The sequence below is a fragment of the Gilliamella sp. B3892 genome, from assembly GCF_026536305.1.
In the GTDB taxonomy this organism is placed as follows: Bacteria; Pseudomonadota; Gammaproteobacteria; order Enterobacterales; family Orbaceae; genus Gilliamella.
In genome coordinates this window covers 70,379-93,783 of the sequence record NZ_JAFNOK010000008.1, presented here as the reverse complement: position 1 = coordinate 93,783, position 23,405 = coordinate 70,379, and the positions used below count along the sequence as shown (strand labels likewise).

17 protein-coding genes, 1 pseudogene and 1 CRISPR repeat array are annotated in these 23,405 nt (G+C 36.2%); of the genes and pseudogenes, 9 read left to right on the top strand and 9 right to left on the bottom strand.

The window, feature by feature from the left end; all coding sequences use genetic code 11:
- The first annotated feature begins 76 nt into the window (after nt 1-76).
- The 9 genes from licT (at nt 77) to J3U74_RS09065 (ending at nt 9,760) form a co-directional block, all read left to right on the top strand.
- Entirely contained in the window at nt 77-919 is an 843-nt protein-coding gene (licT, locus tag J3U74_RS09105; protein WP_220217571.1) for a BglG family transcription antiterminator LicT, read from the top strand.
- A gap of 192 nt (nt 920-1,111) precedes the next feature.
- The gene (locus J3U74_RS09100; protein ID WP_267328999.1) at nt 1,112-3,037 is read left to right on the top strand and encodes a beta-glucoside-specific PTS transporter subunit IIABC; all 1,926 of its coding nucleotides are present in this window, start codon (nt 1,112-1,114) and stop codon (nt 3,035-3,037) included.
- A gap of 3 nt (nt 3,038-3,040) precedes the next feature.
- Nucleotides 3,041-4,432 (top strand): glycoside hydrolase family 1 protein, encoded by a 1,392-nt coding sequence (locus J3U74_RS09095; protein WP_267328998.1) that lies wholly within the window; start codon nt 3,041-3,043, stop codon nt 4,430-4,432.
- Nucleotides 4,433-4,530: 98 nt separating this feature from the next.
- A complete protein-coding gene (locus J3U74_RS09090; RefSeq protein WP_267328997.1) occupies nt 4,531-4,725 on the top strand; it encodes a hypothetical protein in 195 nt (64 codons plus the stop codon).
- A gap of 189 nt (nt 4,726-4,914) precedes the next feature.
- On the top strand, nt 4,915-6,252 hold the full coding sequence (locus J3U74_RS09085) for an OprD family outer membrane porin (RefSeq protein ID WP_220217575.1): 1,338 nt from the start codon (nt 4,915-4,917) through the stop codon (nt 6,250-6,252).
- Between the two features lie 15 nt (nt 6,253-6,267).
- The gene (locus J3U74_RS09080) at nt 6,268-7,032 is read left to right on the top strand and encodes a histidine phosphatase family protein (RefSeq protein ID WP_220217576.1); all 765 of its coding nucleotides are present in this window, start codon (nt 6,268-6,270) and stop codon (nt 7,030-7,032) included.
- Between the two features lie 306 nt (nt 7,033-7,338).
- Complete coding sequence (locus J3U74_RS09075; protein WP_267328996.1) at nt 7,339-7,878, top strand: methylated-DNA--[protein]-cysteine S-methyltransferase; 540 nt, start codon at nt 7,339-7,341, stop codon at nt 7,876-7,878.
- A 242-nt stretch (nt 7,879-8,120) separates the two neighbouring features.
- Nucleotides 8,121-8,508: direct repeats of the CRISPR family, unit length 28 nt; unit sequence TTTCTAAACGGCTTATGCAGCCGTGAAT.
- Between the two features lie 267 nt (nt 8,509-8,775).
- A complete protein-coding gene (locus J3U74_RS09070) occupies nt 8,776-8,916 on the top strand; it encodes a hypothetical protein (protein WP_267346928.1) in 141 nt (46 codons plus the stop codon).
- A gap of 703 nt (nt 8,917-9,619) precedes the next feature.
- Entirely contained in the window at nt 9,620-9,760 is a 141-nt protein-coding gene (locus J3U74_RS09065; RefSeq protein WP_267346929.1) for a hypothetical protein, read from the top strand.
- 170 nt (nt 9,761-9,930) lie between these two features.
- Here the strand turns inward: J3U74_RS09065 and J3U74_RS09060 are convergent, their stop codons facing one another.
- From J3U74_RS09060 to J3U74_RS09020, 9 genes and pseudogenes are all read right to left on the bottom strand, one after another.
- The gene (locus tag J3U74_RS09060) at nt 9,931-10,836 is read right to left on the bottom strand and encodes a lysine exporter LysO family protein (RefSeq protein ID WP_267329107.1); all 906 of its coding nucleotides are present in this window, start codon (nt 10,834-10,836) and stop codon (nt 9,931-9,933) included.
- A gap of 159 nt (nt 10,837-10,995) precedes the next feature.
- A complete protein-coding gene (locus J3U74_RS09055) occupies nt 10,996-11,922 on the bottom strand; it encodes a VirK/YbjX family protein (protein ID WP_267329108.1) in 927 nt (308 codons plus the stop codon).
- Nucleotides 11,923-12,169: 247 nt separating this feature from the next.
- Entirely contained in the window at nt 12,170-13,471 is a 1,302-nt protein-coding gene (gene eno, locus J3U74_RS09050; RefSeq protein WP_220217580.1) for a phosphopyruvate hydratase, read from the bottom strand.
- A gap of 47 nt (nt 13,472-13,518) precedes the next feature.
- Nucleotides 13,519-15,156 (bottom strand): glutamine hydrolyzing CTP synthase, encoded by a 1,638-nt coding sequence (pyrG, locus tag J3U74_RS09045; RefSeq protein WP_220217581.1) that lies wholly within the window; start codon nt 15,154-15,156, stop codon nt 13,519-13,521.
- A 165-nt stretch (nt 15,157-15,321) separates the two neighbouring features.
- Nucleotides 15,322-17,616, bottom strand: coding sequence for an IgaA/UmoB family intracellular growth attenuator (locus J3U74_RS09040; protein WP_267329109.1), 2,295 nt, complete (start codon nt 17,614-17,616; stop codon nt 15,322-15,324).
- A gap of 78 nt (nt 17,617-17,694) precedes the next feature.
- Nucleotides 17,695-18,387 carry a Crp/Fnr family transcriptional regulator gene (locus J3U74_RS09035; protein WP_416379768.1) on the bottom strand — a complete coding sequence of 231 codons (693 nt, stop codon included), beginning with the start codon at nt 18,385-18,387 and terminating at the stop codon, nt 17,695-17,697.
- A 354-nt stretch (nt 18,388-18,741) separates the two neighbouring features.
- Nucleotides 18,742-18,876, bottom strand: a pseudogene (gene deoD, locus J3U74_RS09030) (purine-nucleoside phosphorylase); the annotation flags it as partial.
- A gap of 230 nt (nt 18,877-19,106) precedes the next feature.
- Nucleotides 19,107-21,308, bottom strand: a complete 2,202-nt coding sequence (locus J3U74_RS09025; RefSeq protein WP_267329112.1) for an IgaA/UmoB family intracellular growth attenuator — start codon at nt 21,306-21,308, stop codon at nt 19,107-19,109.
- A 321-nt stretch (nt 21,309-21,629) separates the two neighbouring features.
- Nucleotides 21,630-23,354 carry an IgaA/UmoB family intracellular growth attenuator gene (locus J3U74_RS09020; RefSeq protein WP_267329113.1) on the bottom strand — a complete coding sequence of 575 codons (1,725 nt, stop codon included), beginning with the start codon at nt 23,352-23,354 and terminating at the stop codon, nt 21,630-21,632.
- Nucleotides 23,355-23,405: the final 51 nt, after the last annotated feature.

Genomic DNA, 23,405 nt, shown 5'->3' with positions numbered 1-23,405 from the left:
CATTTTTTCAATTTTTTACTTCCTATTTTTTGCTCACTATACATAATACCGATATAGAAAAAACAAGCAGCAGTGTATGAAAGTTCATAAAATTCTTAATAATAATGTCGTTGTTACGTTAGATGCGAAGGGTAATGAACTCATCGTTACCGGTCGTGGCGTGGGTTTTAAAAAGCGAGAAGGCGACTTAATTGATAGTGATTTGATTGAAAAACAGTTCTCATTAACCAATAACGAAACCCTCCCCCGATTTGCTGAATTACTTTCTGAAATTCCCATTGAAATATTAACAACAACTGAAGTGATTATTAATCATGCAAAGCAGTTATTAGAAGGCAAACTGCAAGATAGTATCTATATTTCACTCACCGATCATATCCATTTTGCCATAGAACGACATAAACAAGGGTTTGATATCCCAAATAGTTTTTTATGGGAAACCAAAAAACTCTACCCTAAAGAGTTTCAAATCGGTTTATACGCATTATCAGTGATAAAACAACGATTAAATGTCGATTTACCGGAAGACGAAGCCGGCTTTATCACCTTTCATATTATCAATGCGCAGCTCAATGACACCATGCCCAACATTGTTAAAATGACCAAAATCATGCGTGAAATTTTAAACATTGTAAAATATCACTTTCAGTTTGAGTATGATGAAGATTGTCTGTCCTATCAGCGGTTTATCACTCATTTGAAATTCTTTTCACATCGCATACTGAGCCAAACCGAACACCCCGAACAAGACGCCTCGCTATATGAATTAATTCGAAAAAAATATGAACAAGCTTACCAATGCACTAAACAAATTGATCTGCATTTAATCCAACACTATTCACATCCCCTTAGCGATGACGAAAGTTTATATCTAACCATTCATATCGAAAGACTGCGCAACGAATTAAAAAAAACATAATGTGATATAAATCACAATTTCCAAAACACAATATCGGAATTAATACCTAGGTCGCAAAATTTATGTTAGCCTAAATACATCAGTTTTTGGATTGTTATTGCAAAATAGAATGATTCTACTTTGCAAGCAAAACCTAGCTTCCTTGAATAAAAGGGAGCTAGGTTTTTTTTTGCATAAAAATAAGGATAAGGTATGAAAAACAGAGCACTTGCCGAATCAATCATTAACCAAATCGGTGGCAAAGACAATATTATCAGCCTGGTACACTGCGCTACCAGACTAAGATTTGTCTTAAAAGATGAAAGCCTGGCCGATGCCGATACATTAAAAAAACAAAACGGCATTATAACGGTTGTTCAAAGCGGCGGACAATTTCAAGTAGTGATTGGCAATAACGTTGCAGATGTATTTAATGACATTATGCAACTGACCAACTTAAACGACAAAAATAATGAGCAAGCTTCCTCAAAACAAAAAACAGGACTATTTTCTAAACTAATCGATTTAGTATCGGGGATCTTTATTCCGGTGCTGGTAGTACTAGTTGCCGGCGGGATATTAAAAGGTCTATTATCGGTTTTGCTTATCAGCAATATCGTGCAGGAAAATACCTCAACGTATCAATTTTTATTTGCAATAAGTGACGCCCCTTTATATTACCTACCGATTATTTTAGGATTTTCGGCGGTGAAAAAATTTGGTGGTAACCCTTACGTGGGTATGGCAATTGGTGGCGCACTTATCCACCCAACCATAGCCAGCATGATGCCGGCAGGTGCATTTTCATTAAATACTGAACTATTCGCCATTCCGATTAAGCTTATTCCTTACGCGTCATCTGTCTTTCCAATAATTTTAGCTGCATGGTTCTATTCACTCTTAGAACGCAATTTTAATAAAATTATGCATGACTCGTTTAAAAAGTTTATTGCGCCACTACTGGGCATTATCATCACTGTGCCACTCACCTTTGCGGTAATTGGACCTTTGGTGACTTACGTCAGTAATCTTATTGCCGACGGCATTATCTTTGTTTATGGACTGAACTCGATTATAGCCTCAATGATTTTAGCCGCCATTTGGCAAGTCATGGTTATTTTTGGCATTCATTGGGGACTGGTTCCGTTTGCCTTAAATAACCTTGCGGTTTATCAAGAAGATTTTATGTTACCGATCTTATTTCCAGCGGTATTTGCCCAAGTCGGCGCTGTGTTAGCGGTGATGTTACGTGCCAAAGACAAACAATTTAAAGCATTAGCCAGCTCTTCGGTCTTATCGGGCATCTTTGGTGTGACTGAGCCGGCTATTTACGGGGTTAACCTGCCGTTAAAAAGACCATTTATCATCGGTTGTTTATGCGCAGTTGTCGGTGGTGGCATTGTCGGTTACTACCACAGTGTGATTTACTCCTTTAGCTTTATTAATATCTTTTCATTCTTACAACTGATCCCTAAAACTGGCATTAATGAGCAATTTTATGCCGTGGTCATTGGTTGTGTGCTGTCATTTACTTTAGCCTTAATTGTGACCTATCTATTTGGTATTCCTAAAGATAAATCGATCTTACAAGATGCAAATAGTGAGAATGAAAACACAGATAATGCGCACGCTAATAACACCAATCAACACAGCCATGCGCAAGCGAGCACCAATGCAACCACCATTTTTAGCCCGTTAACCGGCAACATTTTGCCTTTAAGCGAAGTGAACGATCCAACCTTTGCCGGCGAATTAATGGGTAAAGGTATCGCAATAGAGCCAACGGTTGGACAAGCGCTCGCCCCGGATGACGGTGAAGTCGTTTCGCTATTTAGAACTAAACACGCTATTGGTTTACAAACCCAAAGTGGCGCTGAAATATTGATTCATATTGGTATTGATACCGTTAAATTAGACGGTCAACATTTTCAATCGCATGTCCAAGCAGGTGATAAAGTCAAAAAAGGGGATCTATTAGTCAGCTTCGATATTGAGGCCATAAAAAAAGCCGGATTTGCCATGACTACACCAATCATTATTACCAACACAGATAATTATCAAGATATCTTTTGCATAACAGAGCAAAGCAACATTGAAAGTGGTGACGCATTACTAGCATTAATCGCAAATAAGGAGTAAAACATGTCAACAACGTTTCCTAACGATTTTCTTTGGGGGGGCGCAATTGCCGCCAATCAAGTGGAAGGTGCTTATCGTCAAGACGGTAAAGGTCTATCAACGTCCGACTGTACACCAAACGGCTTATTTGGCGAAATAATCGATCGCAATCAGCATCAGATCAACAGCATAAAAGATACAGCGATTGATTTTTATCATCGCTATCCGGAAGATATAGCGCTATTTGCTGAAATGGGCTTTAGCTGCTTACGAGTATCTATTGCATGGACGCGGATATTTCCTAACGGGGATGAACAACAGCCAAATGAACAAGGTTTAGCTTTTTATGACAAATTATTTGACGAAATGGCTAAACACAATATCCAACCATTAGTCACACTATCGCATTATGAAATGCCTTATCACTTAGTCACGCAATATGGTGGTTGGGGTAATCGGCAAGTGATTGAATTTTTCACCCATTATGCCAAAGTTGTATTTGAACGCTATAAAGAGAAAGTCAAATACTGGTTAACCTTCAACGAAATCAACATGTCATTGCACGAACCGTTTACCGGCGTGGGCTTAGATCGTAACAGCAGTAAACAGCAAATCTATCAAGCCATTCATCATCAACTGGTGGCCAGTGGACGGGCGGTAAAATTGTGTCATCAAATCATACCGGATGCCAAAATCGGCAACATGTTATTAGGCGCTGTCGCCTACCCTCTTACCCCGAAACCTGAAGATGTATGGGCAGCTCATCAAGAAAACCACGGCTGGCTATTTTTTGGTGATGTTCAAGTCCGTGGTTACTATCCAACCTACATGCATCGTTACTTTAAACAAAACAGTATTGAGTTAACCATTACTGAGCAAGATGCTCAAGATCTCAAAAACACTGTCGATTTTGTCTCATTTAGCTATTACATGAGTTGCTGTGCAACGGCTGATCCGTCACTTAAAACCAAAGGTAATATTTTAGATATGGTACCGAATCCTTATCTAAAAGCATCTGAATGGGGTTGGCAGATCGATCCTGTCGGCATTCGCTATCTATTAAATATGCTCTATGAACGTTATCAAAAACCGCTTTTTATTGTGGAAAACGGATTAGGCGCAAAAGACAAATTAGAAACCGACGGCACTATAAACGATGATTATCGTATTAACTATATGAACGATCATTTAGTTCAAATCCGTGAAGCTATTGAAGACGGTGTCGAGGTCATGGGTTACACCAGTTGGGGACCAATTGATCTAATTAGTGCATCTAAAGCCGAAGTGACAAAACGTTACGGCTTTATTTATGTGGATCTTAACCAAGACGGCACCGGATCTTTAAAACGATATAAGAAAAGAAGTTTTTACTGGTACAAATCGGTCATTGCATCAAAAGGAGCGGTACTAAAATAAAACTAGCCCGATAGCCTAAGTTATGGGCTATCGGCTTACCAATCTTTTTCGCATCAAGCGCAAAGGATCGAAAAATTAAACCGGATGAATAAATTGTTATGGAACAACAAACCGAAAGCCGATCGATAGCTGCTTTAAATAACGCCAAAAGGCGAAATACCAGCGACTTGCAGATTATCAGAAGCTTGAAAGTACAGACAAAGATTAGGAAGTCGCATCATCCGGTTATTTACCAGCAATGGGCAAATGCAGCAAGTTTAGCGCCGATGATCTCACTCGATCATAGCGACTAAAAAACGTTGCATTAAACACTCGTTAACATAAGGCAAGAACAGACAAAAAACAGGTAAACACATCGCACGAATCAATTTTATCTTGAATGATGACTGCACTTAGCAGATAACACCTTAATCCTAACTTAAGGAGTTAGCCCCCTCACAAGTTGGCATTTAGGTTTATTTTAGGAAACAAGGACAAAGGATATGACGACAAAACTGAAATACCTACCACTGGCACTTCTAAGCCTACTGAGTTGTTCAGTACTGGCCAATGACGTAAGTTCATCAGCCGGTATGTTCGATAATCACTTTTTTAACGATAGCAAGCTCGATTTTTCCACCCGTAATCATTGGAAATACTTAAAAGAGAACGCATCCCAACCCAAAGAAGTTCACAGCGCTTGGGGGCAAGCATTTACCCTCAATTATAAATCGGGATACCTATTTGATACCCTAGGTTTTGATGTCACTTATGACAATGTGATAAAACTTGGCGCAAGTGACTACTTTGCCACCCGTAATTTACTGTATAACGACGGCAAAGGCTACAGCAAACATAACGCCCACGGATTTAATAAATTCACCCAGCGCTATATCAAAATCAAACTGGGAAATGACAACATCAAATTCAACGGTAAAGTTGGCTGGCAAAGTTTAAAAGATCTGGGCATTATCAGCTCATCCCAGCATTTAACTCGTAACAGCTACCTCGGTTACAGTGGGATTTTTAATGTTGACAAGCTCGCTTTCTCATTTGCTCGGATTAACAGTGCCTTTCCCCGTGAATCAGCCCAAAAACTGCATTTTATGAGTAATGATCGCAAAAGTGTCATCGACCATATCTCAACGGCTGAAATCGCTTATCAAGATAGCACCACAAAAATCGACTACTCATATGGTGTCGCTAAAGACTATTTAAGACGTCATGCTATTGAGCTAACTTACAAGCCAACCAACAAATTAACCTTAGGCTCGCAGTTATACGGTAGTTATGCTTTAAAAAATTATGATGCCATGTCAAAAAGCAAAAAAGAGTTTGAAGATCACGCATGGCACTATGCCGCCGATGCCCAATGGAAAGAAGATGATTGGAGCGTCAAACTCGGTCTGGCTTATACCGATGCCAACAAACATAATGCAATAGGCTTTTACGGTCGACATCTAGGCAAAAATACACGTGGACGCTTTAACGGACTTGCCGCCGCCGGGGCTGATTATATGCGAGATGGCGAACTGGTATTATCAGCGGTATTAGGTTACGACTTTGTGCAAGATAACACTACCGGTTTGTATATGAATTACGGCAGATTTAACTATAAACACCAAACCCTAAAAAACGGTGAAATTAACGTCTTTAATATCTTTAAACCGACCAGCGGCACTTTCAAAAACTTATCAATTTTAGCTAAAGCAGGTTATGGCTGGTCATACAAAACAATCAGCAGTTCTGATGTCACCCCAAAACTCAGAGACGGCAAAGCACAACGCTCACCAACGCTATCGGCTGAAACCGTGATTGATTATCGATTTAATTTATTTTAAGAAAAGGATGAAAGTATGAAAAAAATTATCAAACTTATCAGTATTGTCGTTGTGGCAGCCTCTTTAGCATCGCAAGCCTTTGCGCAAGAGGTCAACTTATATTTTACTCGTCATGGTAAAACAATGTTTAACAACGTACATCGTGCTCAAGGCTGGTCTGACACACCATTAACCAAACCGGGGATCGAAGTAGCACAGCAACTTGGACGCGGATTAGGCGATATGAAATTTATTGCAGTTTACTCAAGCGATCTAGGACGAGCAAGACAAACTGCCCGTATCATATTAGAAACCAAAGGCGATCCGATAAACATAAACGAAATGGAAGCACTACGAGAAACCTGTTTTGGTGACTTCGAAGGCGATCTCGATCCCAATATGTGGACGCCCGCTGCTCAGCATTTAGGCTACGAATCGGATAAAGCGTTAATGGAAGATTTTGGTAAAGGAAAAATCACCTTAAACAAAATGATGGATGCCATTGCAGCAGTTGAAAAATCCGGCGAAGCGGAAAATTACAATAAAGTCAAAACACGTATGCAAACCGCATTAAAAGCTATTGCAAAACAAGCACAAGCGCAAGGCGGTGGTAACGTATTAGTTGTGACTCATGGCATGGCGATCATGGCAATGGTCGAAGAGATGCAAGACCAACCGATTACCGCCGGATTAGGTAACGCCAGTGTGACCAAAATTCGCTACACCGACGACGGTAAATTTATCGTAGAAAGTTTAGGCGACATGAGCTACGTAGAAAAAGGCAAAACCTTAAGCAAGTAATAAATACAAAAACCAATGGCTCACTCCAGTGAGTCATTGACTTATCAGCCAAAACCGCCGAACTATCACCACCAATAAAATCGCAGACCGCATACTTTTCTTATTGCACTCATATTATGCTGGATAATAAAAGCGTTTATTGATTATTGTTCTGCTTGCAGTTATAGCGTTAATCAAATAATCAAAATAAAAAGATATCAAACACCAATAATCTTCTTTCATAAAAAATAAAAAACAAACCACCTTAATCTTAAGATCAGGCTATAATAGCTTGCCAACAGCTAATCTAGATAACAAGGAAAGATCATGTACTACTCGACCAACTACACCTCACCAATGGGCAACATCACCCTAGCTAGTCATCAAAATAAATTAGTTGGTGTATGGATTGAAGGACAAAAATATTTTGGCGATATGGCAGTAAAAAAGTGGCAAGAACAAGCAAATTTAGCGATCTTTAATCAAACCAAACATTGGTTAGATGACTATTTTGCCGGCAAAAACCCCGCTATTAACCAATTACCACTCGCGCCAAAAGGCACCCCGTTTCGCTATTTAGTTTGGGATATCTTGTGTAAAATCCCTTATGGACAACTTATCACCTATGGCGACATAGCCAAACAAATCGCATCAGCGCTAAATAAACAACAGATGTCCAGCCAAGCGGTTGGTGGTGCAGTCGGACACAACCCAATCTCAATCATCATCCCCTGCCACCGAGTGATAGGAACAAACGGCAACCTAACCGGCTATGCAGGCGGCATCGATAAAAAAATAAAATTACTGGAAATTGAAGGCGTAAACACCAGCAACCTAACCCTACCCCGACAACCAAACACCCCATAAAAATAAAACCACACAAACTAACCGGCACAACACCAAAACCAAAACTTTATCCCAAAGCCATAACTAGCGATAAAGTTAACCAACCCAAAACAACCACAATACCAAAAACCCACCTTGACAAAAACTTTCAGAAAACACCTATGTTTCAGTATAAAAACAAAAGTTTTAGATATTTCAAAAATATCCTAAACCCCTTATACAGCCGTGAAGGCTGTTTTATCACTTTGCGATCGGCTGGATTCTTTCTAAACGGCTTATGCAGCCGTGAAGAAGAATTGCCGTTTGGCTGGTATTTTAGAAACTTTCTAAACGGCTTATGCAGCCGTGAAGTCGGTCGGACGTGAGGGTATCCGACATTTACCTTTCTAAACGGCTTATGCAGCCGTGAAGGTGAATTAGTTGATAAGCACCCCCTGCTTGCGTTTCTAAACGGCTTATGCAGCCGTGAATCGTTTTCATTATTAATTCTCGGGTGATCCAACTTTCTAAACGGCTTATGCAGCCGTGAATGATGACCAGGGGCTAGCCGAGTTAGAACAAAATTTCTAAACGGCTTATGCAGCCGTGAATCTTAGAATATAAATTTTTTGTCAGTCTGATCGTTTCTAAACGGCTTATGCAGCCGTGAATTAGAAACCTACATACTATAAACATCGTTTATAAAAACACAAAGAGCAATTTTAAGTTTAAAAACCCTTTTTTCTAACACTTTTGCAATATATTGATTTTTAATGTTTTTATTTTTAGCTAAAAAAAAGGGTTTAAAAAGTTTGTATTTTGAACTCCATTACTTTTTTCAAACGGCTTACCATGACCTTCCAGAAAAACAAACAAGTGCACCAACCCGCACCTTCACAAAGCGCCGACAACTGAGCGAGGTTAGCACGCCAAACAAGGATGTTTGGCGAGCCGCTGCTTTGTCAGGAACAAATCAGCGCCGGTGCGTTAAGACCGAACGAAGGCGGAGGGCAGTCGAAGACCGCTTTGGGTGGTGCTGCGAGGGGGTTATTAGGGGGATTTCGCACAAAATCCCCCTAATTCGGACGCAGACACTGAAATGAAAATATCGACCAATCAACAGCGTCCGAAACCTGCGGATTAAAAACCTGCAACTCTCAATTTCTCAATTAAAGTATAAAACCTTGTAAAGAAGTTTCAGAAAACACCCACGTTTAAGTATAAAAACAAAAGTTTTAGATATTTTAAAAATATCCTAAACCCCTTATACAGCATAAAAGGCTCTGTCTTACGACAGACACACACGATTTTTTTAAGCGGCTTATGCAGCCGTGAAGATTCTTGTATTTTTGGATTTAAACCTGTTCCGTTTCTAAACGGCTTATGCAGCGGTGAAGTTCGGTTTCTTGAAAATTTTTAATCATGTTTTTTTCTAAACGGCTTATGCAGCCGTGAAGATAATATTGAAAAGTTTAAAATATCTACAAATTTCTAAACGGCTTATGCAGCCGTGAAGTAGAATCTTATATACTATAAACATCGTTTATAAAAACATAAAGGGCAATTTTAGGCTTAAAAACCCTTTTTTCTAACACTTTTGCAATATATTGATTTTTAATGTTTTTATTTTTAGCTACAAAAAAGGGGTTAAAAAGTTTGTATTTTGAACTCCATTATTTTTTTCAAACGGCTTACCATGACCTTTCCCAAAAGCAAACAAGTGCACCAACCCGCACCTTCACAAAGCGCCGACAACTGAGCGAGGTTAGCACGCCAAACAAGGATGTTTGGCGAGGCGCTGCTTTGTCCGGAACAAATCAGCGCCGGTGCGTTAAGACCGAACGAAGGCGGAGGGCAGTCGAAGACCGCTTTGGGTGGTGCTGCGAGGGGGTTATTAGGGGGATTTCGCACCAAATCCCCCTAATTCGGACGCAGGCACTGAACTGAAAATATCAACCAATCAACAGCGTCCGAAACCTGCGGACTAAAAAACTTTCAATAAAAGTAAAAACCATTGTCAAGAACTTTCAGAAAACACCCACGTTTCAGTATAAAACCACCGTTTTAAAAACCGTAATTCTAAAAACCTCAACTTTAAAACCCATAATTAAACAGAGTCATAAAAATCGGCATCAACAACGTCAGTAAAAAACCTTGTACAATCGCCGGAGGCACAATGGTTATCCCTGCCCCTTTTTGCAAAATGGGCAAAGTAAAATCCATTGACGTGGCGCCACACAACCCAAGTGCGGTCAATTTATAGCGCCCGATTAGGGTTGGAATAACAATAATGGCACAAAGTTCACGTAAAATATCGTTTAAGAAAGTGGCACTGCCGATAATTGGACCTTGTGCTTTAGTCATCAAAATAACAGACAAGGAATACCAACCAAATCCGGACGACATCCCCAATCCAACTGGCAGTGGTAGATGTAAAATTAATGCCGCAATAATTCCACCTAAAAAGGTACTAATAATAACAATTAAGGTTGTTGCAATACCCACCTTGTTAAGTAAAATTTGCTTGAGTGAAATATTGTTACTGCGCAATGAAATACCAATCAGCAACAACAGAAACACTAACACAACTTGAATAATATTTTCACTGTATTGCCATATAAATAATGGAAAAAGACCGACAATAAAACCCAATATTAAAGCAATACAGACCCGTAGCGACTCCAATATCATTTTAAAACGAGAATCATAGCTTTGCTTAGTGTGCGAAGTTCTCCAAGGCAGGAAGAGATCGAATAACATTAAGAAAATAAAATTACTACCGAATGTGCAGACAAAAATAATGGCAGTATAAAATAAGATATGTTGTAAATTGGTGGTTAGATCATCTAACTGAGCCAGCTCAGAACCCATAATAAAGAGAATAAAATAGACCATCCAACTAAGGATTTGGTTAATTTTGGCCAGCCATTTTTCTTGTTTGAATTTAATCAAATAACCAATACACAATGGCACCAATGCAATTAAAATACCAAAATACATATTTTATTCCCTACTCTTATTTTTTTATATTATTATCCTGTTAATTCAGCGCTTCAAGCAAATCCAATAATCTCGAATTTGCTTGCCGCTTTCATTGCGGTAGTTAACCGGCACTATGCAACAAAAAATGGCACGCTTAATGCCAAGATGAGTTGACTGTTAGTTTAAAGAGGCTAACTGCGCTTGTATCGCCACTTTTAATTGATCCAATAATGCATAACGATTGCGATACTCTGAACGTTTTTTACTGGCTATCTCTTCAATCGATTTACGATTGATTTCGTTCGGTAAGATAAATAATTCACGTTCATCTTGTTTACCGTCAATAGTTAACCAAAAATCATCATAATCCGATAAAATTCGCTCTTGTCGGCTATTGTAACGCCAGTTGTTATACACATGAGTTTTGTTACCAACAGCAACTATTTGCGGTAGCTGAAAATAGTTGGCAATAATTAAAGCCGCTTCAACCGCAACCCGTTTAGGAAACAGACCGTAACACTGTTTTGTCGCCTTTTGCACCCGTATGCGAGCCTCTTGATGACCGGTACCTTGTAAACCAGCAATAAATAACGTCGGCTTTTGTTGATACTGGATAATCGAAAAAGTTAAGGTGGCTAAATCGATGCCGTCTTGATCATAAAAATAAAGGCTGATCTCCCCTTCTCGAGCAAATTTATTACGAGCTTGTATGGCGATCTGAATATTTGCATCATTTTTGACTGTGACATCAGCCAACACAAATGGCGAATTAGGATCGTAAAATGCTTTGGTCATCTTATCGCTATGCTTAGCTAAAAAATCATAATGATAAACTAACGCATCAAATCGTTCTTGCTGGGATAAGCAAGATGATAAATAAGGTCTTTGCAATTTACACGGTAAATTAGTTTGGCAAGAAAAATAGTCGCCAAGCCGTGGATACTGTCTTAGCTTATCCAGCCATTTAAGGGTAATTGGGCTTAAGAACAAAGTTCTTAAGAAAAATTTATAACGATAAGTCCGATTACGCCATAATTCATTTAACGGTAGTTTACCGCTGCAAAGCCAGTTGAAAAGTTGCCATTTGCTTTTAGGCTGGGACATATTCGTAATATTATTCATAAGCAGAAAATTTAAATCGAGTTAGTTAATTGATTAAAAAATTTATATGTGGCTAAATTATAAAATATCAATAGATATCAATGATTAGTCATAAATACAAAGCATTAAGAGTACAACACAACCTAGCGCAACGCAACCTTTGTCATTTATGTATTTGGAAACAAAATAAAAAACGGTGAACTTGTCACCGTTTCTTATCAAGACAATAAATTAAGTTGTTAAAAACTTATTATTGACCTTTAACTTCTTTAAGTCCGTTGAATGGAGCTTTAGCGCCTAAAGCTTCTTCAATACGGATTAATTGGTTATATTTAGCAACACGGTCAGAACGGCTCATAGAACCAGTTTTGATTTGACCCGCAGCTAAACCAACAGCTAAATCAGCAATTGTTGAATCTTCAGTTTCACCACTGCGGTGTGAAATTACTGCTGTATAACCAGCATCTTTAGCCATTTTAACCGCTGCAATAGATTCAGTTAATGTACCGATTTGGTTAACTTTAACTAAGATAGAGTTAGCAATACCTTTTTCAATACCTTGTTTGAAGATTTTGGTATTAGTCACAAATAGATCATCGCCAACTAATTGGATTTTGTGACCTAATGCTTTAGTTTGGTATGCCCAACCTTCCCAATCGCTTTCATCTAAACCGTCTTCGATTGAAACAATCGGATATTGTTCAGTTAAACCTTCTAAATAGTGAGTAAATTCTTGAGCAGTGAACTCTTTATTTCCTTCACCTTTTAATACATATTTACCGGTTTCTTTGTTATAGAATTCAGATGCAGCACAGTCCATCGCTAAAGTAATGTCTTTACCTAGTACATAACCTGCTTTTTCAACCGCTTCTTTGATACAAGCTAATGCTTCAGCATTTGAACCTAAGTTAGGAGCAAAACCACCTTCGTCACCAACTGCGGTATTCATGCCTTTAGCGTGTAACACTTTAGCTAAGTTATGGAATACTTCAGAACCCATACGGATCGCTTCACGTACTGTTTTAGCACCGACTGGTTGAATCATAAATTCTTGTAGATCGATGTTGTTATCAGCATGCTCACCACCATTGATGATGTTCATCATTGGTAAAGGCATAGAGTATTGACCTGAAGTTCCGTTAAGATCAGCGATATGTTGATAAAGTGGCACACCTTTCGCCGCAGCAGCAGCTTTAGCCGTTGCTAAAGAAACAGCAAGAATTGAGTTTGCACCTAAGTTAGATTTGAAATCAGTACCGTCTAAATCAATCATGATTTGGTCGATAGCTGCTTGATCTAACGCATCTTTACCTACAACTGCTTTAGCAATTGGGCCATTTACGTTTTCAACCGCTTTTAATACACCTTTACCTAAAAAGCGAGATTTGTCACCATCACGAAGTTCTAACGCTTCACGTGAACCTGTTGACGCACCTGATGGAACGATTGCTAGACCAACAAAACCACCTTCTAAATGAACTTCGGCTTCAACAGTTGGGTTACCACGAGAGTCGATGACTTCACGACCATGTACTTTAACGATTTTTGCCATGTTATTTTCCTCTATATGACAGATATATTACTAAATTTAATCCAAAACTATTTTTGTTGCTGCTCTTGATAAATTTTGGCAGCTTTCACGAAACTACTAAACAGTGGATGACCGTCACGTGGTGTTGAGGTAAATTCCGGGTGGAACTGACATGCAACAAACCATGGGTGATCAGGAATTTCAATAATTTCGACTAATTTTTTATCGGTTGAAAGACCGGTGACTTTTAATCCTGCTTTTACAACTTCCGGTAATAAATTATTGTTCACTTCATAACGATGACGGTGACGTTCGGTGATAGATTCCTTCTGATACATCTCAGATACCAATGAATTAGGCTCAAGATGACAGATTTGTGAACCTAAACGCATGGTGCCGCCTAAATCACTGTTTTCATTACGTTGCACAACATTACCCGACTCATCGCTCCATTCGGTAATAAGCGCAATAACCGGACTTGCACAATCTTTGACAAATTCAGTTGAATTCGCATCTTTAATACCTGCAACATTACGTGCATACTCAATTAAAGCAACTTGTAATCCAAGGCAGATACCTAAATAAGGGATCTTATTTTCACGGGCATAACGTGCTGCCATGATTTTGCCTTCCACGCCACGATAACCAAATCCACCCGGTATCAATATAGCGTCTAAATCTTTTAATATATCAGTACCGCGTGATTCAAGATCTTCTGAATCAATATAGCGAATGTGAACAGTTAACCGATTTTTTAAACCGCCATGTTTTAATGCTTCGTTTACTGATTTATACGCATCAGGTAATTCAATGTATTTACCTACCATACCAATTGTAACTTCACCGACAGGATTAGCTTCTTCATAGATGACTTGTTCCCATTCAGATAGATCGGCTTCCTTACATTCAAGATGGAAACGATTGCACACGTAGGTATCTAAATTTTGTGATTTCAATAATGCTGGGATTTTATATATCGAATCAACATCTTTAAGAGAAATCACTGCACGTTCAGGAACATTACAAAATAGTGCAATTTTAGCTCTTTCGTTAGCAGGAATTGCGCGATCTGAACGACAAATTAGTACATCAGGTTGAATACCAATTGATAATAACTCTTTTACTGAGTGCTGTGTTGGTTTGGTTTTAACTTCACCTGACGATGCAAGATAAGGCACTAATGTTAAGTGCATAAATAAGGTATGTTCACGACCAACATCAACCGCCAATTGGCGAATTGCTTCTAAGAATGGTAGTGATTCAATATCACCAACGGTGCCACCGACTTCAACAATGGCAACATCAAAACCTTTTGCGCCTTCAATTACCCGTGATTTTATTTCATTAGTGATATGAGGAATAACTTGAACCGTAGCCCCTAAATAATCACCACGGCGCTCTTTACGTAATACATCAGAATAAATACGTCCAGTTGTAAAATTATTTTTACGCGTCATTTTTGTGCGTATAAAACGCTCATAATGCCCCAAATCAAGATCGGTTTCAGCACCGTCTTCTGTCACAAAAACTTCACCATGTTGAATCGGGCTCATTGTGCCAGGATCAACATTAATATAGGGATCAAGTTTTAGCATGGTGACTTTTAAATTGCGGGCTTCTAAAATTGCAGCTAACGATGCTGCGGCAATGCCTTTACCTAAGGAAGAAACGACACCGCCTGTAACAAAAATATAATTCGTGACCATTAATACCAGACCATTATTAATTTAATAGAATAATATTGCAGAAATTTAAACCATAAAAACTTATGCAATATATGATGAATCAGACGGGAAGTTAGTATAACAGAATATGCCTTCCCTCACAATTGAATAATTAGGTTTAATTGTTTAGTTAATCACTTTGTCTATTTATTCAAGATTAACGATAGTACCTAATCTATTTTCATAATATTTTTTAATTTCATCAATTCGACGTTGGTTAACTTTAGTGTTTTTAACTAGTTTAACGCCATTAATCACTGCGGTTAATATCATGACAATAAACACGATAACATTAATATTAATTAAAGAAAAAAATGATATTGTTTGATTATCATCCAAATTATAGCGATGATTTGCATTAACTTTTAAAGAAGAAATCGTTTCAGAATTTTGATCTTTACCATAACGAATATCACTTACTACACCAACAATATTAACATTAGGCGAGATAGTGCTATTTAAGATATCAAAATAATAATTCACCGTTTTATATTCGTACAATTTCATCGAATTGTATGGTGATTCTATGTCAATTTTGATTAATGGTCTCATGTCAATATAGCTTTGATTGGTTAAAGTAATTTCTATTCCAGACTGATATTGAGAAACAATTTTTTTTATCTCTTTTTGCAATGCGGGGTTAAATGAATCTAATGTACTTGAAAGTTCCAATATTTCCATAGATTCAGCGATGATATCTAGATCAGGATTTTTTTTAGATCGCTCAAGCAATTTATCCCATCCAACACGCCTAAAGATATCACCCGTATAAAATAAATCAGTAATTCGGAATTTAACTTGATCACATTGTTCAACAGGTAAAATATTACAGCTATTGTCGATATCAATTACCATTTGACCAAGACTTTTTATTTTAGAAAAAGGGTTTTTGGTAAAAGCCTCATAACCTAACTCATAGTTAGCTCTCGCAACAGCTACTTGTTGCAATTTTTCAAAATGTTTAAATTCTTCATCATGTTTATATTGAATAAAATCGGGCGAAAATATATGTTTTAATGAGGTTTCGATGCTCATAACATCCCTTTCTTTCACCACTATTGGTTGGCTATTGATAAAGAAGTTATGGCATTGAAAATCTTCAGTTAAATCATTAACATCGCACGATGTGTTTTTAATCGAGATATTCACAATATCACCATGCTTGATATCACTATTATGTAAAGTAGTGAGATCGTTAATTTGTAGATTTTTAGATTGTTGCGAGTAATATCGATAAGCAAAATATCCATTATTAATTGGATCAGTATAATATAAGAGTGTAAAAGATAAGATGATCCCAACCCCCAATAAAATTTTATTTTGCCCAACTGATTTAGGCTGTCCAAATTGCTCTACTTCGTCATGAATAGATAACGTGTGACCATAGCGAAGTAATTTTTTACCATCCTCACTAATCACCATTTCGGTAGCAGAATCTGAACTTTTAGGGATAAAATTTGACCAATACTTAGGGTATTTTAATACCGTGTTTTCGCCTACCTCCACGATATTGGAATATTTATCATGAATTGTAGCTTCAATGACTTTCACTTGCTGTGGGGTTGATTCAAATTTAGGTTTACGCCATGCCAAAAAGGCAACGCCACCAAGAAACATTAAAATTAAAAAAGATATATTATCATCACGACTATGCCATGATAATGTCAATAAAAAGGTGGCTAATAATAAACATATCGAAATGGATAAACAATTGCTCAAGTTACTTCGAATGGTGGCTTCGAATGCTGTTTCTTCTCGTTGGTAGAGGTTATTATTAATTGATACGCCTGAATTTACCTTATCGCCGTCGATGCTTTTCAAATCATCTTCTTGATCAATTTGCGTATAATCGCGCTCATCATCATCATAAAGAGTGAGTGACTCAATATCAAAAGCATCTCTATTATCGTTGCGTTTTTCATAAAACTTGTCAATGCAAGTGTTGTCTTTTAAATCCCCAAAATCTTCAAATTCATATTCCTCGTTTGGATCATAGTTTTCCTGTGCGGTCTTGAGGTCGTTGCCATTAATGTTAACGACAATCGCATACTGTTTGGTAAATACGACATCAATGGTATTGAATTGATCAATATGCTTATCCATATTATATGGAAAAAATATCTCTATATCGCCTATTTCATAATAATAGTTTATTTCTTCAGTATTGTAGTTAAGACTATGACGACTACAAATCCCTTGTAGTTGCGATACTTTGTTATCAACTAATGAGGATTGAAATTTATAGGGATAAACCGCCCATTTACTGGTTAAAAACGGTTGTAATAGTGCTAGCTCTTCATCGGTGAGATCTCGTATTGGTTCACGTAGACTTAAGTAGTCGTCTAAATTATCCTTTTTTATACTGCGCTCACCTTTAAAAAGAATCCAGCTAGTTAATCCAAAAATTAAAAGACCTATTTTAACAAGTGTAAACCATTCCATAGTAATTCCTTAATCCAATTATTCCTTTATTGAAAAAATGCGTTTTTAAAACAACTTTATTGTTAATCAATTCCTACTCTATTTAGCGAATTTTCCTTTAAATTCGATAAAATCTTTTAAATTATCGATATCCTTAATTGCCAATTTACCAGCAACTTTATGGATGATATCTAAATTAATCAATTCATTAACCGCTCGACGATAGACACGATCGGTAGTGCCAAAACGTTCTGCTTCCAAGTAGTTTTTTTGAAAATGATTAACGGGTTGAATATTTAGATGATGCTGATACATATCAAAAGCAATGTTATAACAGATTGAATATAAATTTCTTTTTAAGAAGATATCTAATGTTTCTTGATAATCAAAAGCAATAGCACTCGCAAAAAACAGTGCTAATTGAGGGTATTTGAGTAATGATTGATATAATTTATTAATGCTGACGATAGCGACAGTAAGGGCTTCTTCGGCAATGATATCAAATTGACATAAATAGTCGGTAAAAAACTCCATTTCACCGAAAATATGCTCATCACAATCTACTGTACCAAGATGAAATCGACGCCCATTATTGGCTTGATAACGTATCGAAATCGTACCATTATAAACAACAACTAAATTATCGACTTTACATTCTTGATGAAAAAGAGTGGTTTTTTCATCAACGATTTTCTTTTCTACAATGCATTGTTCTATAATTGATTCGAATAACTTATTGTTTTCCTGCCAATAACGGCTAAATCGACCTTTATTTAATGATTTTAATTGCATATCAACGAAGTTTTTTACCACAAACTATATACCACATCAGAATCGATAACGTATTGATACTTAATTATCTATCGCGTTACCTTATTCTGAAGAGGCGTCATTATAGTCAACCATTGTCATAAAAGCGATAACCTAAGTTAATTTCATTCATTATTTTTTTGGGCTTTTTTCTTTAAGAACATCGATATAGCCAGCATAACGATAATAACGGCATAATATATTGGTATGGTTTTCATAATAATATAAATACCTAAATAGTTATACAATATTGAGCTAATAGCCGGGCTAAACATCGCCCCGGCACTGCCACTGATTAAAATAAATGAAACATTTTTGCTTGATGCTTTTTTTACAAAGGTTACGTACATTACAAACCTCTTTGGCATCGGTTAGGTAATTTTCGGCAATAAATTTTGCTCTTAAAGGATCACCTGGCATGATAACGGTTTGTGCAAAGTCGTTGGGGTTAGCATTGATATGTGCGGTCATAATATTTCCTGAATAATGAGTGAGTTGCCTCAATTATAATAAGGATATTTTTCATTTGACTAGGACATAAGTCCGTAGCCAATGTTCGATGCCACATTTTTAGAAATTAATTTGAAAATGAATGACTATTGATAAAAAAAAGGCGCTTAATGCGCCTTTAGCTTTGATTGTCTTTAAATTTTATCGACTTTAAATTTGCTCGCCGTTAACGTTGAGCAGTTAAATTAAGCCTAAAAAATTCTATCTTTATAATATTGAGTAATTTGATTTAACCGTTTCCGATTAAATATCACTTTTCTAATTAGTAAGATGCCATTAAGTACAAACACAAATATCAAAATCGCAAACATAAAAATATTGACAATAACTGGCGAAGTTAACGAGTAGATTTTTTGCGGTTCTGCTCGATAATATTCTTTAGAGTTAATTTTGAGCGCTGAAATGGTGTTATCTTGTCGATAGCTAATATCGTCGATCATTCCAATCAAATTAATATTACCTTCATCATTATTAGTTAGAAGATTGTAATAATAATTTCGAGATTCGTTCAAATCGTTATCCGTTTGTAGATGATCAATATTATATGATTGAGGTATTTCAATATAGCTAACATTGGCTAAGGTAATCTCAACATCGGACTGATCAAGTTGATAACGTAAAACCGTTCTTTTGATTTTAAACATTAACTCTTCTTTCAATCTGTGAAGATCATTGATAAATGAATCGAACCTCTTTTCTTCTAAAATAAGCGAATAGGTTGGATCTGATTTAGCCTCTTTAACAATATCATCCCAATACTCTTCTTCATAATCTCTTGTATCATGTAGATTGAGTAAGCTCATTTTGATAAATTTACATTCGTAATCAAAAATATTACAAACATCATTAATATCAATTATCATCGGTCCAATATCTTTTAATTTGACAAAAGGATTAATTTCATAGCGATCAAAAGAGAACATATTGCTTTGTTTATTAAGTTCATCAACCAATTCCTTTTGGTATTTTTCAAAAAGCAACATCTCATCATCACGCACAGTTTTAACCGAATCTTTATCGAATACTCTTTTAATAATTTGCGCATTGATCATAATTTTATTATCTTTAGCATCGAATGGTTTGGTATTGATAAAAAAGTGATTACATTTATTCTCTTGATTTATATTCTCAACATCACATGATGTGCCTTTGATAGTCATATTGATCAAATCACCACGTTTGATATCACTTTGATTTAAGCTAGTTAAATCGTTAATCTGCCAATTTTTTAATTGGTTATTGTAATAGCGATATGCCGAAATAGTATTGTTAATAGGCTCTGAAAAGCAAATAAGCGCAAGCGATAAAATCCCCGCAATAATAACTAAAAGTATATTTCGTTCGACGATTTTAGGTGGTCCAAATTCTTCTACTTCGCGATTAATTGACAACGTATGGCCATAACGAAGCAATTTTTTACTCTCTTCTACCATTTCCATCTCGATCGGCGTTGGAGTAGAACTCGGTAAAAATTTTGACCAATATTTAGGATAACTTAAATTAGTTGTTTCACTTACAACCACAGTATTATTTATAGTATCTTTATCAAATATATTGGCTTTAATAATGTTGACCTGCTTCAAATTTGTTAAACGTTTAGGTTTAACGAACAAACAGACAACCGCTAGTATAAGGCTTATAGCAATAATTGCGCTTAAACCATAGCTAAGCTCCATTTGATTTGCCCATAAGACAATAAACAAAAGAGTGGCAACGACTAGAGAGATAGCAGTTAGAATACCATTGTTATGTTGATTACGGGTAAGCGCCTCTAAAGGTGTTTCATCTCTTGTGGACAAGGTTTCGTATTCAATTTTTTCTTCTTCATCTTCTTCAATATTGTAATTAATAGCATGATCATCTTTATCATCGATTAACGCATCGTCAGCATAAAAAGATTCAGGCATCTCGATCGTTTTTATGCCACTGGTAAAATTTGGATCATAATTATTGAACGCAAATTCAAGATCACAAGTATTAATATTGACTACTATGGCGTAATTCTTAGTCAAAACCACATCGACTTTATTGAACTTTTTAATAAACATAGACATTTGATAGGGAAAGAAAACCTCAATATTGTCGATTTCATAATAATAGTCGTTAACTTTTCCATTATATAACAATCCATGGTGGGTACAGCTACCTTCAATCTGTGATACTTTATAATCAATTAATGGTTTGAGTTTATAAGGCCGAACAGCTTTTTTTTTCGTTAAATAAGGTTCTAAGAGTGTTAACTCTTCTTGAGTTAGCTCTCGCGATGACTGTCGATTTTGAATAAATTCTCTTAATCTTTGCTTATTATTACTACGATCACTTCGATAAGATAGCCAAACACAAGTCCCAAATAACAATATCCCAATCTGTAAAATTATGTACAGTTCAAACATATTCCTTTATTTCCTTTATTTCCTTTTCATTTATTACTAAAAACAACTAAAAACAATTTGAAACTGATAAATAGATTATTTTATTTTCTCTCTTCAGTTTATGAAAACTTTTTTGAATCGCTTTCATATTGATACAAAAGGCGCTTAATGCGCCTTTAGCTTAGATTACCTTTAAATTTGCGGCTTTTAACGTTGAGTGTTTAAATTAAGCCTAAAAAGTTCTATCTTTATCATATTGAATAATTCGATTCAACCGACTAATTCAATCTTTAATCTGCCATTTTTTTTTATTAAATAATATCAATCATGGTAACAACCAACCTAATGTATACGATACGTATTGTAATTTTTAATTTTAACGTTACGAATTAAATTCAAAATTGGTTTCAACACGAACATCATACCATTAAGAATGGTCGCTGAAGCTAAAAGCAAAAATAACAGCAGGTTTACACAAATTGGCAATAGATTTTCGCTGATATCTTTTTGGTATAACTCTAGCGTATTTATGGTTAATGTTGAAATGGTATGATTAGGATCATGATCAACATTTGAAACGAATCCCGACATCGTGACCACGATATGATCTATATGAAAGTTTTTGTCAGATTGTGGATCAACACTTTCACCCGATTGAGAACTTGTCTTATCTTTTAAACCAGCTAGAAGAAAATATCTTGTGGAACTGGCTAAATGAAAAGAGCTATCGGTAGATGCACTGTGAATTAATGATTTAATACATTTATCGTCCTGATTTTTAACAGGTACTTCACATGTCAATGACACATCTAAAAAATTTAATTTCACTACATCACCCGGCTTAATGTCGCTGGTGACTAATTTTGAGGGGTCATCAAAAAACCAACGTTTAGAATCGTGATTGTATTGATGATAAACAAATGAGAAATTGTCACTCACATCTGCTTGATAATTAACACCATAAACATAAAACGCGCCAACTAAAAAAAGCCATAAATTTCGTCCCCAAAATTTTGGTGGCCCGAATTGTTCAACCTCTTTACTAACTGACAAGTCGTAGCCATAACGAACAATTTTTTTACTGTCAACATCAACATCTAAATCAACATCAAAAGTACTATTTTCAGGGATAAATGATTGCCAATTTTTGGGATACTTTAATTTCAAACCATGACCAATGATAATCTCATTGGATTTAACAATTTTTCTCGTTATTCTTCCTTTTACTTGATTAATAAATCGCACTTTAGCTTTATATTTTGGTTTTCGAAAATAAAAGTAAGTAGCAGCCAGAAAATTCACTCCAAACCAAAACAGATCGTTTAACTCTTTTGTATTCCAAAAACGATTAAAATAGCTTACGACAAAAAAACAAAAAAATGCCGTGAGTATCCCTCGATTTAATTTATTTCGGGAAGCTGATTCTTGCGATGTTTCTTTTCGAACTGATAAAATTTCGTAACCCAATTTTTCACTCAGTTTATCGTGTGGACTTACCTTATGAATAGCATCGTCATCGACGTTTTCACCTTGTGAGAATTTTGAAACGCCGCTTTGCCAATATGCCGAACTTTGTTTATCTTTTTTTTCATCGGCCAAATAGGTCGCATATAATGCTGAACCAATTTTGTGATCATTTAACTTAACCGCAATAGCAAAATTTTGCGTAAGCGCAATTTCAACTTCGTTATAATCACTGAGGTAACGATCCATGTTGAAAGGAAATACAATATCAATATTATGGATTTTATAGGAACAAGCGTTTTCGGAAGGCAAAAATTCAGTTTGTTTGACACAACTACCGGAGATTGACATCACTTCTCGGGAAACTAAAGATGACTTTTTTTTCCCTGAAGATTGGTCACAAGCCATCGATAAATAAGTTTCTACACCTTTTCTTTCCTCTTCAGTTAACATTCTAAAAGCTTTGAGGTCTGTAACCGAACTACCTGCTATTAGCTTATTTTTATATTTATTATTTCTAAACTTTTTTATTGGATAAAAAATAATAGAACGAATCAATGTAATAAATAAGTGAATTATGGTGAAAAAAGCAAAAAACGGCATGAAACTTATTCCTTATAAATCTTGTTTTATTATAATGTAAAAAGTTAACTG